The sequence below is a fragment of the Pseudomonas sp. NFPP25 genome, assembly GCF_900116505.1.
In the GTDB taxonomy this organism is placed as follows: domain Bacteria; phylum Pseudomonadota; class Gammaproteobacteria; order Pseudomonadales; family Pseudomonadaceae; genus Aquipseudomonas; species Aquipseudomonas protegens.
The window spans coordinates 1,294,532-1,307,785 of sequence record NZ_FPBG01000001.1 but is presented as its reverse complement, the minus strand read 5'-3'; the positions used below and the strand labels follow the sequence as shown (position 1 = coordinate 1,307,785).

Annotated in this window: 16 protein-coding genes; 5 read left to right on the top strand and 11 right to left on the bottom strand. The window is 65.4% G+C overall.

The genetic code is table 11. The features are described from left to right. Complete coding sequence (locus BM382_RS05525; RefSeq protein WP_019094291.1) at positions 1–219, top strand: hypothetical protein; 219 nt, start codon at positions 1–3, stop codon at positions 217–219. Here the strand turns inward: BM382_RS05525 and BM382_RS05520 are convergent. The 3 genes from BM382_RS05520 to BM382_RS05510 form a co-directional block, all read right to left on the bottom strand. Next, entirely contained in the window at positions 216–455 is a 240-nt protein-coding gene (locus tag BM382_RS05520; protein ID WP_011060895.1) for a DUF2789 domain-containing protein, read from the bottom strand. The two genes, BM382_RS05525 and BM382_RS05520, sit on opposite strands and share 4 nt — an antisense overlap. Positions 456–539: 84 nt before the next feature. Beyond that, positions 540–902, bottom strand: a complete 363-nt coding sequence (locus BM382_RS05515) for an RND family efflux transporter (RefSeq protein WP_169891827.1) — start codon at positions 900–902, stop codon at positions 540–542. A gap of 78 nt (positions 903–980) precedes the next feature. Further along, positions 981–1,211 carry a hypothetical protein gene (locus BM382_RS05510; protein ID WP_026020108.1) on the bottom strand — a complete coding sequence of 77 codons (231 nt, stop codon included), beginning with the start codon at positions 1,209–1,211 and terminating at the stop codon, positions 981–983. A 623-nt stretch (positions 1,212–1,834) separates the two neighbouring features. Here BM382_RS05510 and BM382_RS05505 point away from each other — a divergent pair. From BM382_RS05505 to BM382_RS05495, 3 genes are all read left to right on the top strand, one after another. After that, positions 1,835–2,284: a hypothetical protein gene (locus BM382_RS05505; protein ID WP_036996569.1), complete on the top strand. Its 450-nt coding sequence runs from the start codon at positions 1,835–1,837 to the stop codon at positions 2,282–2,284. Further along, positions 2,284–2,487 carry a hypothetical protein gene (locus BM382_RS05500; RefSeq protein ID WP_011060898.1) on the top strand — a complete coding sequence of 68 codons (204 nt, stop codon included), beginning with the start codon at positions 2,284–2,286 and terminating at the stop codon, positions 2,485–2,487. The genes BM382_RS05505 and BM382_RS05500 overlap by 1 nt, the downstream gene beginning before the upstream one ends. Before the next feature lie 136 nt (positions 2,488–2,623). Next, the gene (locus BM382_RS05495) at positions 2,624–3,637 is read left to right on the top strand and encodes an ABC transporter substrate-binding protein (RefSeq protein WP_011060899.1); all 1,014 of its coding nucleotides are present in this window, start codon (positions 2,624–2,626) and stop codon (positions 3,635–3,637) included. Between the two features lie 60 nt (positions 3,638–3,697). Here BM382_RS05495 and BM382_RS05490 read toward each other — a convergent pair whose 3' ends face one another. Further along, positions 3,698–5,833 carry a TonB-dependent receptor gene (locus BM382_RS05490; protein ID WP_019094293.1) on the bottom strand — a complete coding sequence of 712 codons (2,136 nt, stop codon included), beginning with the start codon at positions 5,831–5,833 and terminating at the stop codon, positions 3,698–3,700. An 87-nt stretch (positions 5,834–5,920) separates the two neighbouring features. After that, on the bottom strand, positions 5,921–6,307 hold the full coding sequence (locus BM382_RS05485) for a DUF2946 domain-containing protein (RefSeq protein WP_026020110.1): 387 nt from the start codon (positions 6,305–6,307) through the stop codon (positions 5,921–5,923). Between the two features lie 96 nt (positions 6,308–6,403). On the opposite strand from BM382_RS05485, the gene BM382_RS05480 reads away from it, so the two are divergent. After that, positions 6,404–6,841 carry a DUF3995 domain-containing protein gene (locus BM382_RS05480; RefSeq protein WP_072442193.1) on the top strand — a complete coding sequence of 146 codons (438 nt, stop codon included), beginning with the start codon at positions 6,404–6,406 and terminating at the stop codon, positions 6,839–6,841. Positions 6,842–6,978: 137 nt separating this feature from the next. On the opposite strand, the gene BM382_RS05475 is transcribed toward BM382_RS05480, so the two are convergent. Genes BM382_RS05475 through BM382_RS05450 form a run of 6 tightly spaced genes read right to left on the bottom strand, consistent with a single transcriptional unit; the run spans position 6,979 to position 13,051 of the window. Continuing rightward, positions 6,979–7,347 (bottom strand): Na+/H+ antiporter subunit G, encoded by a 369-nt coding sequence (locus BM382_RS05475; RefSeq protein ID WP_011060902.1) that lies wholly within the window; start codon positions 7,345–7,347, stop codon positions 6,979–6,981. Then, positions 7,344–7,622, bottom strand: coding sequence for a K+/H+ antiporter subunit F (locus BM382_RS05470; RefSeq protein WP_011060903.1), 279 nt, complete (start codon positions 7,620–7,622; stop codon positions 7,344–7,346). Before BM382_RS05470 ends, BM382_RS05475 begins: the two co-directional genes overlap by 4 nt. Continuing rightward, positions 7,619–8,107 carry a Na+/H+ antiporter subunit E gene (locus BM382_RS05465; RefSeq protein ID WP_011060904.1) on the bottom strand — a complete coding sequence of 163 codons (489 nt, stop codon included), beginning with the start codon at positions 8,105–8,107 and terminating at the stop codon, positions 7,619–7,621. Before BM382_RS05465 ends, BM382_RS05470 begins: the two co-directional genes overlap by 4 nt. Then, entirely contained in the window at positions 8,104–9,792 is a 1,689-nt protein-coding gene (locus tag BM382_RS05460; RefSeq protein ID WP_015635327.1) for a monovalent cation/H+ antiporter subunit D, read from the bottom strand. The genes BM382_RS05465 and BM382_RS05460 overlap by 4 nt, the downstream gene beginning before the upstream one ends. Beyond that, complete coding sequence (locus tag BM382_RS05455; protein ID WP_011060906.1) at positions 9,789–10,133, bottom strand: Na+/H+ antiporter subunit C; 345 nt, start codon at positions 10,131–10,133, stop codon at positions 9,789–9,791. The genes BM382_RS05460 and BM382_RS05455 overlap by 4 nt, the downstream gene beginning before the upstream one ends. Beyond that, on the bottom strand, positions 10,133–13,051 hold the full coding sequence (locus BM382_RS05450; RefSeq protein WP_011060907.1) for a monovalent cation/H+ antiporter subunit A: 2,919 nt from the start codon (positions 13,049–13,051) through the stop codon (positions 10,133–10,135). The genes BM382_RS05455 and BM382_RS05450 overlap by 1 nt, the downstream gene beginning before the upstream one ends. Positions 13,052–13,254 lie beyond the last annotated feature (203 nt).

Sequence of the window (13,254 nt, the reverse complement as noted above, 5' to 3'; positions counted from 1 at the left end):
ATGCACAGCAAAGTCGATGTAGCGGTGATGATTGGCAGCGGCGTGCCAGCCAGCCTGCGGGCCCAGGGCCGTCGTGCGTGCTGGGTGGTTCTGGTCAATGGCGAACAGCGCGGCACGGCCTTTGCCAGCCGCGCCGAGGCCGAGGAGTGCCGGCTGGCCTGGCAGCAGCAGCTGCAGGTGCTGCTGCCCGGCGGCCGGCACCTGCGGCATTCGGCTTAACCGGCCTGGTGCAGGCGCAGGTTGAGCTCGTCCACCACCGGCGCCCAGTCGGCGTCTTCGCGCAGTTGCTGCTTGAGAAAGGCCGCTTGCTGGGGCGTCCAGAAGGGGGCGTCGATCATTTTCAGGTCTTCGTCCAGGGGCGAGTGCCGGGCGATGAAACCATCGATGGCGGCAGGGCTGGAATCCAGGCCCAACTGGTCGAACAGCCCTTCGAGGTTATGGGTGGGCGCTTCCATGGTGATCTCCTTGGGTGACGGGCAGCACCGGCGCTGCCTCAGTGCATCTGAGGCATGGCGGGCGCGCAAGTTCGATCCAAGGGTTCAGGCCAGGGTGCCGCTCTCGGCCTGGAACAACGCCGTCTGGGCCATGGACAGGGCAGTGCTGTAGGCCATGACTTGGGCCCGGGCGGACGACAGGGCCATGGCCCGGCCGGTGTCGGAGCCGGAACTGGCGCCCTTGACCGTGGCCAGGCGGGCCTTGGCCCGCTGCAGTTTCTGTTGCAGCAGCTCGATCTGCTTTTTCAGTTGGCGGATGCGTTTTTTCTTCGCCAGCAACAGCGCCTCTTCCGGGGTTTGCGCGCTGGAGCGGCTCAGGACCAGGGTCTCGCCGTCGTCCGAGGCTTCCAGTACCGCAGTGCTTGGATCCGGCTTGAGAAAGTCGGCCAGGCGAGATGGGGGTTTCAAGTCGATCATCATGATGCTCTTAAACGGATCTCGCCTTTGTATCGGTCGCGCTGTCGGATCCTTGACTGGCGCTGTCTGTCAGGCGTTCAGGGCGCCCTGGTCGATGGCCTGCTTGAGGGCCTTGGCCGACGCTCTGGCTGCCGCGGCAGCGTCTTCCGAGGTCTTGAACCAGCGATCGCGTTCCACCTGGTGGAAGGTGACCTGGGTCAGTGGGGGTTTGGCGCGCATGGCAATCACGGCCTGGAACTCGCCTTCGACTTCTCTGCACTCGCCACGAATGAAAAACTCGCCAATATCTAGTTCGGTCACTTCTAGCCTTCCCTTGGAGATGAGTGAGTGCTTGAACGCCCCCCAAGAGGGGGGCATTCAATCAATGGCGGAGTATGGCAGTTGTTGGGTGATGGCGGGCTGAGTTATATCATTTGGATTCTAGGTGGCGATTATTCTGATGATCTAATCTGAAACTTCCTGCTTCTGTTGCTGGGTAATATTACCGGCTGCGCGTCAACTCCGGCTTTTGCTGAAGTGGGTGCGCGCGAAACCGGTGTGCGCTTTAAATAGTCGAAATGCACAAAGTTGCTCTAGAATTGCCTCTGCAACCCGAAGTGGCTGCCGACCGGGGGAATCGTGACCCGGGTGCATCCGGCCAGCAGGCCTGTTCCAGCACCCACCCCCGACGACGCGCCGCCACGCTTTGCGGGTCAGAGCTCACTCCTCACGCCTTCGACATGTGCCTGATGCATCGGCGAAATGCCCCTTGCTCAGTGCCGCCGCCAGCGTCGTGGCCAGGAGTGCCAGCTGCACTTGTGTGTATTGGGTAACCGATTGGGGTGACTACGCCGTCATGGCGGTTTTTTCGTGCCGTCCGTTTTTTTCCGGGCGACATCATTTTGAGTATCGGGGAGTGTTCCTTGGCAGTAAGTAATCTTGAAATGCATGCATTGTTCGTGTTGGGTGATTTGCGCGCAAAGCTGGTCAAGCAGTTCCAATCTCGTTTTGTCTACCTCACCGAACAGTCCGCCGAAGGCATCTACGTCGCCGAGATCGACACCGAGACGGCCCTGGTGGTGGACGACAAGCCGCGCCTTGAACTCAAGGTCGGCGATCATTTTCGCGCCGCCGTGCTGCCCAGCCGTGAAGGCGGCAAGATGGAGATCCGCTTTCGCGAGATCAAGCTGACGGTCTACGGCCTGGGCGACTACGCCTTTGTCAGCAGCCCCCTGGGGCAGGGCATCCTGTTCAAGGAAGGCCATTCGGTGGTGACCGTGTTTGCCGCCAACGAGCAGTTGCAGGAAGGCCTGACCAAGACCCTCAAGGCAGTGACCGCCAAGGCCGCCAAATGGCGCAAGGGCGAACTGGTGAGCTTCAAGGCCAGCGAGTGATGAGCCAGGGCCGCGCCGCGTTTCACCATGAGCATCAACAGGCCGCGAGCGCTGAAGCCCGGCGCCTGTTCGCGCAGAAGACCGTGCTCCAGGGCGCCTGGCTGAACTGGGTCGCCGCCCAGCTGTACAACCTGCGCCCCGCGGCCTACGCCAGCATGGTGCGCCGCGAGTTGCAGCGGTTGCAGGAGCCTCCGGCCTCTTGAGCGGCCATCCGGGAAGGGCCTGGGGTTGAAACTACTGAACCTCTACTACAGTCAGTTGACTTAATGCTTTGGGGGCCGTGCGCTTAGGCGCTGCCTGCCCCTGTGGCCCAGGTCCTGACCCAAGAGGTGTACCCCGATGAAAGGAATCCGCGCGCTGCTGGCCAGCAGCCTGTTGAGCCTTGCCGCCCTGAGTACGGTGCAGCCGGTTGTGGCGGCGCCGCAACCGATTCATTTCGCCGACCTGAACTGGGAAAGCGGCAGCCTGATCACCGAGATCCTGCGGATCATGGTGGAGCAGGGCTATGGCTTGCCCACCGACACTTTGCCCGGCACCACCATCACCCTGGAAACGGCCCTGGCCAACAACGACATCCAGGTGATCGGCGAAGAGTGGGCGGGGCGCAGCCCGGTGTGGGTCAAGGCCGAGGCCGAAGGCAAGGTGCAGGCCCTGGGGGATACGGTCAAGGGCGCCACCGAAGGCTGGTGGGTGCCGGAATACGTGATCAAGGGCGACCCGGCCAAGGGTATAAAACCCCTGGCGCCGGAGCTGCGCAGCGTGACCGACCTGGCCCGCTACAAGGACGTGTTCAAGGACCCGGAGAGCCCGGACAAGGGGCGTTTCCTCAACAGCCCGATCGGCTGGACCTCGGAGATCGTCAACCAGCAGAAGCTCAAGGCCTATGGCCTGCAGGACAGCTACGTGAATTTTCGCAGCGGTTCCGGAGCGGCCCTGGATGCGGAGATCAGCTCGGCGATCCGTCGCGGCAAGCCGATCCTGTTCTACTACTGGTCGCCCACGCCGCTGCTCGGGCGCTTCAAGCTGGTGCAACTGCAAGAACCGCCCTTTGACGCCGAAGCCTGGAAGACCCTGACCGACGCCGCCAACCCCAACCCCCGACCAACCCGTTCCCTGGCCTCCAGGTTGTCGATCGGGGTGTCCACGCCATTCCAGAAGCAGTACCCGCAACTGGCGCAGTTCTTCGCCAAGGTCGACCTGCCCATCGAGCCCCTGAACCGCGCCCTGGCGCAGATGAGCGAGAACCACAGTGCCCCGCGGGACGCGGCCCGGGCCTTCCTCAAGCAGCACCCCGACGTTTGGCGCGCCTGGGTGCCCCGGGACGTGGCGGACAGGATCGCCGCCACCTTGTAGGCGCCGGCGTGCCGGCGAATGGGCCCTTGAACCTTGCGCCCGACGGGTGCAGGGCAGGGGTCAGAAGCGGGTCTGCACCGCCACCTCGAAGGTTCGCGGCTGGCCCAGGTAGTACGCCGGGGACACATGGGCGAACTGGCCATAGACCTCGTTGGTCAGGTTGCGCACCCGGCCGGTCACTGTGGTGTGGCTGTCGACCTTGTAGCGCAGGAAGCTGCCGTACAGGGTGTAGGCGGGCATCCGCAGGGTGTTGGCGTTGTCGGCGTATACCGAGGCCACGTAGCGCGCATCGACCCCGGTCTGCCAGTTGGGCGACAGGTCATAGGTCAGCCACAGGTTGGCCAGCCGGTCCGGTACGTTGGTCGGCGTGTTGCCCTTGCGGGAGACCACCGCGCCGCTGGCGATCTTTTCGTTGAACTCGCCGTACTCGGCATCCACCCAGGCGAAGTTGGCTTGCGCCAGTAGCTTGGGGGTGATGTGCAGGGAACTGGCCAGCTCGATGCCCCTGGAGGTCTGCTGGCCCACCGGGATGCTGTTGGCCGGGTCCAGGGGATCGGTGACGGCAAAGTCCTTGCGCTCGATGCGATAGGCGGCAACGGTCGCCGAACCCCGTCCTTGCAGGTAGTCGAACTTGCTGCCCACTTCCCATTGCTTGCCCGTGGACACCTCGAAGTTCTGAGTGCCACTGGGCTGCTCGGCGGCGGTGCTGTACTGCACGTAGACATTGGCGCTGGGCAGGAACTGCCAGGTCAGGCCCAGGCGCCCGGTGACCGGTTCCCAGCTGCGCTTGAGGTGGCGCGGGTTGCTGGCGGTGATCAGCCGGTGGTTGGTCACGTCCAGGTCGATGGCGTCGTAGCGCAGGCCGCTGAGCAGTGACAGCTCGTCGGTCAGGGCCAGGCGGTTCTCGACGAACAGGGCGCGGGTGGTGACCTGGTTGGTCTTGTCCTTGGCCCAGCCCTGGCGGGTGCCCTTCAGGTCATAGAAGTACCCCGGCTGGAAGTTGCCGGGATCGACGCTGTTGCTGGCCGGCACGTTCCAGGGCGAGTTGGTGGTGCTGTTGACCTTGTACTCAAAACCCCCGGACCAGGTGGTGTCGAGGCCGAACAGCTGATCATCGTGGCGCAGTTCGAACTGGTTGCCGTCCTGCTGGCCCTGGTGCCGTACCAGGTAGGCGGTCGAGCGGTTCACCCGGCTGTTGTCGGCGTTGTACTGGTAGGTCTCCAGGTTGCGATAGTCGCGCTGGCTGTCCAGGTGGTAGAGGGTGTTGCGCAGGCTGGTGCTGGGGTTGATCCGGTAGTCGATGATCGAGCGCAGCCACACCGTGCGTTGCTCATACAGGCCATCGGCGACGTTGTAGTTGTTGAAGCGGTTGTGCTTGTCGATCTTCAGCTCACCGGCCTTGGGATTGAGCACCGGGGTGCCCCAGTAGGGGCTGTCCTCGTGTTCATCCTGGTATTCCACCGCCAGGGTGTGGGACAGGTCCGGGGTCAGGTCGCTGAGCAGGGAGAAGGCCAGGCTCCAGGCATCCCTTTCCTGGCGGTCGATGTAGCCGTTGCTGGTGTTGTGGCTGACGTCCAAGCGCGCGTAGTGCTGCACCTCGGCGCCGGCCGGGCTGAGGGCGTGGTTGACCCCGAAAGCGGTCTGCGTGGTGTCGTAGCTGCCGTAGCCGAGCAGGCCTTCGGCAGCCTGTTCGCGGCGGTCCGCGAGCTTGGTCACGTAGTTCAGCGAACCGCCCACGGAGCCGGCGCCATTGATCAGCGACGAGGGGCCGCCCACCAGTTCCACCCGGTCGTAGATCCAGGCGTCCACGGGCCGGGCCAGGCCGGTGGCGACGTTGATGCCGTTGAACATCTGGGTGATCTGGCTGCTGGTAAAACCACGGTAGGAGACGAAGCCGCCGAACCCCGGCGGCGCACTGGCGTTGACCCCGGGCAGGGCGTTGGCCGCTTCCTGGAAGGTGCGGGCGCCGCTTCGCTCCAGGTCCTGGCGGCTGGCCACGGCCACCGAGGCCGGGGTTTCGCGCAGGCTCAGGCCCAGGCGCGAGGCCATGCCGCTGGACTGGTCCAGGTTCAGGCCCGGCTCGGCATCGGCCTCATCCGCGCCGATGGTGGTGGGGGCCAGTTCGAGGCTCGGCTGGCCCCAGGCATTGATCGACAGGCAGCCCAGCAGGCTCGCCAGCAAAGGAAGGTGTTTCATCGGTGCATCCTGAATTCTTGGCTAGGAAAAGGCCCACGAACGCGCGCCGCGCGACAGCGCAGTGGGCAGGTTGAGCACGAGCAGGAATCAGGCGAGAGGCGGTGCCCGGGGATGGGCCGCGGGCCAGGTGGAGCGGGCGGGGAGGTCGGTCTTGGCCAGGGTGCGCGCAGGCGGGGCCTGGGGCTGCGGCAGCAGGGCCAGGGTCAGGCTGGAGTTCAGGGCCGGGCCCATGCCGCCGGTGGAGCACAGCGGGCAACCGAAGGCCTTGGAGAGAGTGGGCAGGGAGCCCTGGTCGGCCGGTTTCTGCAGCGGCGCCTGGGTGGCAGGGTCGACGCTGCAGAACTGCCCGCCGATGCCGTTGAGCTGCATGCCGAGCATCTGCCCGTGGCCGATGCTGCAGGCGAACACGTTGAACAGGACGCAGCAATAGAGCATCCAGGCAACGAGCGAGCGATCGGAACGGGCAAATTTCATGGGGCGGCACTTTATCATCGAAGGCGACGAACGTACTTACAAAAACGGTCAATCGAGTCCATTCTTCAGCGACATTTTCTGCACGGACGTCTGAACATGAATCTTCTGCTCGCACAGGGGGTGGCTGGCAGCTTCCTGTTGATCAGTCTGATCCATCTGTACTGGGCTGCGGGTGGCAAGCGTGGCAGTGATGCGGTGATCCCCGAGGTGCCGGGGCCGGGGCCCGGCATGACCCAGCCGGCGTTCCGCCCGCCGGCCCTGGCCACGATGCTGGTGGCAGTGGCTTTGTTGCTGGTGGCGATGCTGGTGTGCCTGAGGGTCGGGCTCTACCTGCCGACGGTGACCCACCCGTCTCTGCAGTGGGTGATCAGCGCCATTGCCTTGCTGATGTTCGCCCGGGCCATCGGCGACTCCGAGCTGGTGGGTTTTTTCAAGGAAGTCCGGGATTCGAAATTCGCCCGCCTCGACACCCTGTTCTATTCCCCCCTGTGCGTGGGGCTGGGGGCCGGGTTGCTGGTGCTGGCCTGGGCCTGAGGGCAGTCAGCCGGCGCTGGCCAGTGCAGGTGCTGGCTGGTGCAGGAGCTGGCTTGCCAGCGAAGGCGTTTTCGAAGTCGCCGCAAGGCTCACGGGCCTCGTCGCCGGCAGCCGGCTCCTAGGTGCAGCGGATGTGCTCAGTTGCCGGTTTCGCTGCGTTTGCTGCTGATTTCCGCCGGTACATCGTCGCCGGCCATGCGCTTGCGAAACAGCGCGGCCCGCGCTAGCAGCAGGGTGGTCACCGGTACGGTGATGGACATCAGCACCGGGATCAGCCAGGCGTGCAGCACCGGCCCGGACTTGAGCGCGGAAAAGTACAGGATCGACGCCAGGGCCACGGCCCAGGAGCCCATGGTGGAGGCCAGGGCCGGCGGGTGCATGCGCTGGAAGTAGCTCTTCATGCGCAGGATGCCCAGGGCCCCGATCAGGGCAAACACACTGCTGATCACCAGCAACAGGGCCACCAGCACTTCCACCCACAGTGGCAATTGTTCCAGGCTATTCATTCGATCACCTCGCCACGCAGAAGGAATTTGGCCAGGGCGAAGGAGCCGACAAAGCCGAACAGGGCGATCAGCAGCGCCGCCTCGAAGTAGGTGTCACTGGCGTAGCGCACGCCCAGCACCAGCATCATCAGCATCGCCAGGATGTACAGGTAGTCCAGGGCCAGAACCCGGTCCTGGGCCGAGGGGCCCTTGAACAGGCGCACCAGGGTCAGGACCATGGCCAGGGAAAAAATGAACAGACTCAGCAAGATCGCGTTGGTCAGCAGGACACTCATTCGAAAATCTCCATCAGCGGGCGCTCGTACGTGGCCTTGAAGTGCTGGATGAATTGCGCCTCGTCCTTCAGGTCGAAGACGTGCAGCAACAGCAGGCTGCGGTCCAGGGACAGCTCGGACCAGACCGTGCCCGGCACCACCGTGGTGATGGTGGACAGCGCCGCCAGGCCATTGGCGTCCCGCAGGTCCAGGGGGATCTTGACGAAGGCCGAGTGCACCGGGCGCCGGCCGTTGTTGAGCACGCCCCAGGCCACCAGCAGGTTGGACACCAGCACGTCGCGGCCCACCACCAGGAACAGGCGCAGGATGGTGCCCGGGCGGCGGATGCGGATCGGCAGGGGCCGCAGGGGCTGCATCAGCAGCGGCGCGAGAAAGCCCAGCAGGGCGCCCAGCAGCAGGTTGCCCGGGCTGAGGGACAGGTTCAGCACCAGCCAGAGCAGCCACAGTGCCAGGGACAGGAATGGCGCGGGGAACAGGCGCTTCATGGGTGCACCTCCACTGCCGCTGCGGTCTTGGATTCAGGGCTGAGCACGGTGCGGGTGCCGAGCACCGCCATCACGTAATGCTCCGGGTGGTTGAGGCTGTCGGCGGTGGCCTGGGTGAAGCGCAGCAACGGCTCGGCCTTGAAGCTGAGCAGCACGCAGAGCCCCAGCAGCGCCACGATCGGCAGGCACTCCAGGCGCCGCAGCACCGGCGAAGGGCGTTCCTCCGGGGTCCAGAAGCGCTGCACACCCAGGCGGGCAAAGGCAATCAGCGAGGCCAGGCCCGAGAGGATCAACAGCGCCAGGAAGCACCAGGCCGCCGGGGTGATCGGCGCGCCCTCGCTGGCCCCCAGGCCCTCGGGGTTGAGCAGGGCGGCAATCAGGTTGAGCTTGCCGATGAAGCCCGATAGCGGCGGCATGCCGATGATCAGCAAGGCGCAGGCGATGAAGCTCAGGCCGAGGAAGGCCATGGTCCAGGGGATCACCTGGCCGACCACCACTTTCTGTTCATCGTCGAGGTTGCTGCCCCGTGGCGGGTGCAGCGACTCCATGGGCCGCGGCAGGATCTCGCCTTCATCCTCCAGGGGGATCTCATTGGCCGAGCGCGAACGCTCGATCAGTTCTGCCAGCAAAAACAGCGCGCACATCGCCAGGGTCGAGCTGAACAGGTAGAACAGCGCCGCGCCGGTGAGGGCCGGCTGGGCGAAGCCGATCACCGAGATCAGGATGCCGGCCGACACCAGGATGCTCAGGCTGGCCATGCGTTCCAGGCGCTGGGCCGGAAGAATCGCCAGGGCCGCGCAGAAGATCGTCGCCATGCCGCCGTACACCAGCCACTGGCTGCCGAAATAGGCCGAGGCCCCGGCTTGCCCGGAGAACAGCAGGGTCCATAGGCGCAGTACGGTGTACACACCGACTTTGGTCATGATGGCGAACAGTGCCGCCACCGGCGCGCTGGCCGAGGAGTAGGCGGGCACCAGCCAGAAGTTCAGTGGCCACATCCCGGCCTTGGCCAGGAAGGCGATCGCCAGGATCGCCGTACCGGCGTGCAGCAGGCCGCGGTCGGCTTCCGGCACCAGGGGGATCTTCATCGCCAGGTCGGCCATGTTCAGGGTCCCGGTGACCCCGTAGATCATCGCCGTGCCGATCAGGAACAGCGACGAGGCCAGCAGGTTGATGGTGATGTAGTGCAGCCCCGAAGACACCCGCGCGCGCCCCGAGCCGTGCAGCATCAGGCCGTAGGACGCCGCCAGCAGCACCTCGAAGAACACGAACAGGTTGAACAGGTCGGCGGTCAGGAAGGCCCCGTAGAGGCCCATCAGCTGGATCTGGAACAGGGCATGGAAACTGGCCCCGGCGCCGTCCCAGCGGGCCATGGCGAACAGCAGCGCGCTGACCCCGATGATACCGGTGAGCACCAGCATCAGCGCCGACAGGCGATCGACCACCAGCACGATGCCGAACGGCACCTGCCAGTTGCTGGGCAGGTACACGCCGAAGGAACCGGTGGCGCCCTGGACCTGGGTCCAGTACAGCAGGTAGCCCGCCAGGCACAGGCCCAGCAGGGTGGAGAGCAGGTTGATCCGGGCTTTCAGCGGGCGATGCTTTTCCCCCAGCAGCAACATGATGCCCGCGGTCAGCAGCGGCAGGAGGATGGGGGCGACGATCAGGTGCGACAACGGATTCATTCCTTGGGCTCCCGGCCATCGACGTGGTCGGTGCCGGTCAGGCCCCGGGAAGCCAGGAGCACCACCAGAAACAGCGCAGTCATGGCGAAGCTGATGACGATGGCCGTGAGCACCAGCGCCTGGGGCAGCGGGTCGGTGTAGTGCAGCAGGTCCTGGGGCACGCCGTCCTTGACGATCGGCTCCTTGCCGATGAACAGGCTGCCCATGCTGAAGATGAACAGGTTGACCGCATAGGACAGCAGGCACAGGCCCATCACCACCTGGAAGGTCCGCGGGCGCAGCACCAGCCAGACTCCGGAAGCGGCGAGGACCCCAATGGCGATTGCGATGACTTCTTCCATCAGGCGGCTCCGTTCTGAGTCAGGGATTTGGCCTGGCTGGCCGGCTTGTGGGCCCGCACCGACTGGTGCGCCAGGGCCGTGAGGATCAGCAGGGTCGCGCCCACCACCACGGCGTACACGCCGATGTCGAAGAACAGCGCGCTGGCGATGTGGATATCACCGAACAGCGGCAGGTCCACATGCAGCGTGTGGGTGGTCAGGAACGGGTAGCCCCAGGCCAGGGCGCCGAGGCCGGTGGCCAGGGCGACCAGCAGGCCGGTACCCATCCAGCGCAACGGCCGCAGGCTCATCTGCGCCTCGACCCACTGGGTGCCCGCCACCATGTACTGGAGGATGAAGGCCACCGACATCACCAGCCCGGCGACGAAACCGCCACCCGGCAGGTTGTGCCCGCGCATGAACAGGTAGAAGGACACCACCAGGGCAATCGGCAGCAGCAGGCGCACCAGCACCGCCGGCACCATCATGAAGCCCAGGGCGGTGTCGCTGGCCTGGCGCGGGTTGACCAGGTCGGTGACCACGTCCGGGGCCAGCAGGCGCTGCTGCGCCGGCAACTGCATGCTTTCCTTGGGCGGGCGGAAGCGGCGCAGCAGGGCGAACACGGTCAGGGCCACCGCCGCCAGCACGGTGATCTCGCCCAGGGTGTCGAAGCTGCGGAAGTCCACCAGGGTCACGTTGACCACATTGGTGCCGCCGCCTTCGGGCAGGGCGCGGCTGAGGTAGAACGAGGAAATGTCGTTGGGAGTGGGGCGGGTCAGCATGGCGTAGGACAGCACTGCCATGCCCAGGCCCACGGCCACCGACAGGCTCAGGTCGCGCAGGCGGCGGATGCGCGCCTTGGGCACGCTGCTGGGCAGGGGCGAGACGTCCTCGATCCGCCGTGGCAGCCAGCGCAGGCCGAGGAGGATCAGCACCGTGGTCACCACTTCCACCACCAGCTGGGTCAGGGCCAGGTCCGGCGCCGAGAACCAGACGAAGGTCACGCAGGTCATCAGGCCGCAGACGCTGACCATGGTCAGGGCGGCCAGACGGTGGTACTTGGCTTGCCAGGCGGCGCCCAGGGCGCAGGCGATGGCCAGCAGCCAGAAGGTCACGAAGACGATGGAACCGGGGATCTTCGGCCGGTCGCCCCAGGTCAGCTGGCTGTAGAGCATGGGGATCAGCCCGGCGATCACCGCCGCCAGGATCAGCACGAACAGCTGGGTCTGCAGGCGCTTGGTGCTCAACCGGCGTTCCAGGCGCCGGGCCAGGCGGGTCATGCCCACCAGGCTGCGCTCGAACAACAGCTTGCCGTTGAGACGGCCCACGCCCGGCGGGTAGGCGAAACGGCCCGCCACCAGCGGCTTGTGCAGCAGCAGGTAGAGGACGATGCCGCAGGACATGGCGATCAGGCTCATGATCATCGGCGCATTGAGGCCGTGCCAGATGGCCAGGCTGTACTCGGGCAGGGTCCCGCCCACCACCGGCAGCGCCGCGGCGGCCAGCAGCGGGCCGATGATCTGCGCCGGGAAGATCCCCACCAGCAGGCAGGTGAACACCAGCAGTTCAACCGGGGCACGCATCCAGCGCGGCGGCTCGTGGGGCGTGTGCGGCAGGTCGGTGGCCGGCTCCCCGAAGAACACGTCGACCGTGAAGCGCAGGGCGTAGGCGACGCTGAAGGTCCCGGCGATGGTAGCGATCACCGGCAGGGCGATTTCCACCCAGGCGCTGGAGTTGATGAACACCGTCTCGGCGAAGAACATCTCCTTGGACAGGAAGCCGTTGAGCAGCGGCACCCCGGCCATGGAGGCGCTGGCCACCATGGCCAGGGTCGCGGTGTAGGGCATCAGCTTGATCAGGCCGTTGAGCTTACGGATGTCACGGCTGCCGCTTTCGTGGTCGATGATCCCGGCCGCCATGAACAGCGAGGCCTTGAACGTGGCGTGGTTGAGAATGTGGAACACCGCCGCCACCGCGGCCAGCGGGCTGTTCAGGCCCAGCAGCAGGGTGATCAGCCCCAGGTGGCTGATGGTGGAATAGGCCAGCAGGCCCTTGAGGTCGTTCTGGAACATCGCGCAGTAGGCGCCCAGCACCAGGGTGCAGGCCCCGGCGCCGCTGACGATGTAGAACCATTCTTCAGTGCCGGACAACGACGGCCACAGGCGGGCCAGGAGAAACACCCCGGCCTTGACCATGGTCGCCGAGTGCAGGTAGGCCGAGACCGGGGTCGGCGCGGCCATGGCGTGGGGTAGCCAGAAGTGGAAGGGGAACTGCGCGCTCTTGCTCAGGGCGCCCAGCAGGATCAGGGGCAACAGGATCGGGTAGAGCGCGTGGGCGCGTATCTTGTCTCCGGCAGCCAGTACCTGGTCCAGGTCGTAGCTGCCCACCACATGGCCGAGCAGCATGACCCCGGCCAGCAGGCACAAGCCCCCGGCACCGGTGACCATCAACGCCATGTAGGCGCCGCGGCGGGCATCGGAGCGGTGGTGCCAGTAGCCGATCAGCAGGAAGGAGAAGAGGCTGGTGAGCTCCCAGAAGAACACGATCTGGATCAGGTTGCCGGAAATCACCAGGCCGAGCATGGCCCCCATGAAGGCCAGGAAGAAGGCGAAGAAACGCGGCACCGGATCTTGCGGCGACATGTAATAACGCGCGTAGAGCGCCACCAGGCTGCCGATGCCCAGCACCAGCAGCGAGAACAGCCAGGCGAAGCCGTCCAGGCGCAGCACGAAGTTCAGCCCCAGGCTCGGCAGCCAGGCATACTCCTCGCGAATCACCCCGCCATCGGCGATCTGTGGGTACAGCAGAGCCACCTGGATGGTGCCAATGAGTGCCACCAGGCCGGCCAGCAGAGATTCGGTGTTACGTGCGTTGTGCGGCAACAGGGCCGCCAGACAGCTGCCGATGAATGGCAGAAGCAGTAGAACTATCAGGGACATAGGCTTCTAATCTGCGGAAAAGTATGACGCATAATACGTGCCAGGCCCTGGATCACCAACCGCCATGCGCGGCCCGGGCCCCCTAAGAAATGTTACATACGCTTTCAAAGGTAGGAGACAAATGCCTGATGCGCCCGTTCACCGGGTGCTGTGGGGCAAATGCCCTGCCCAGCTCAAGCCGCCACAAGGATCGACAAGGGTGC

Bases quoted from the DNA above. Each gene is read 5' to 3' on its own strand.
- BM382_RS05525 (WP_019094291.1), top strand. From the start codon at position 1: ATGCACAGCAAAGTCGATGTAGCGGTGATGATTGGCAGCGGCGTGCCA.
- BM382_RS05520 (WP_011060895.1), bottom strand. From the start codon at position 455: ATGGAAGCGCCCACCCATAACCTCGAAGGGCTGTTCGACCAGTTGGGC.
- BM382_RS05505 (WP_036996569.1), top strand. From the start codon at position 1,835: ATGCATGCATTGTTCGTGTTGGGTGATTTGCGCGCAAAGCTGGTCAAG.
- BM382_RS05500 (WP_011060898.1), top strand. From the start codon at position 2,284: ATGAGCCAGGGCCGCGCCGCGTTTCACCATGAGCATCAACAGGCCGCG.
- BM382_RS05495 (WP_011060899.1), top strand. From the start codon at position 2,624: ATGAAAGGAATCCGCGCGCTGCTGGCCAGCAGCCTGTTGAGCCTTGCC.
- BM382_RS05490 (WP_019094293.1), bottom strand. From the start codon at position 5,833: ATGAAACACCTTCCTTTGCTGGCGAGCCTGCTGGGCTGCCTGTCGATC.
- BM382_RS05485 (WP_026020110.1), bottom strand. From the start codon at position 6,307: ATGAAATTTGCCCGTTCCGATCGCTCGCTCGTTGCCTGGATGCTCTAT.
- BM382_RS05480 (WP_072442193.1), top strand. From the start codon at position 6,404: ATGAATCTTCTGCTCGCACAGGGGGTGGCTGGCAGCTTCCTGTTGATC.
- BM382_RS05475 (WP_011060902.1), bottom strand. From the start codon at position 7,347: ATGAATAGCCTGGAACAATTGCCACTGTGGGTGGAAGTGCTGGTGGCC.
- BM382_RS05470 (WP_011060903.1), bottom strand. From the start codon at position 7,622: ATGAGTGTCCTGCTGACCAACGCGATCTTGCTGAGTCTGTTCATTTTT.
- BM382_RS05465 (WP_011060904.1), bottom strand. From the start codon at position 8,107: ATGAAGCGCCTGTTCCCCGCGCCATTCCTGTCCCTGGCACTGTGGCTG.
- BM382_RS05460 (WP_015635327.1), bottom strand. From the start codon at position 9,792: ATGAATCCGTTGTCGCACCTGATCGTCGCCCCCATCCTCCTGCCGCTG.
- BM382_RS05455 (WP_011060906.1), bottom strand. From the start codon at position 10,133: ATGGAAGAAGTCATCGCAATCGCCATTGGGGTCCTCGCCGCTTCCGGA.
- BM382_RS05450 (WP_011060907.1), bottom strand. From the start codon at position 13,051: ATGTCCCTGATAGTTCTACTGCTTCTGCCATTCATCGGCAGCTGTCTG.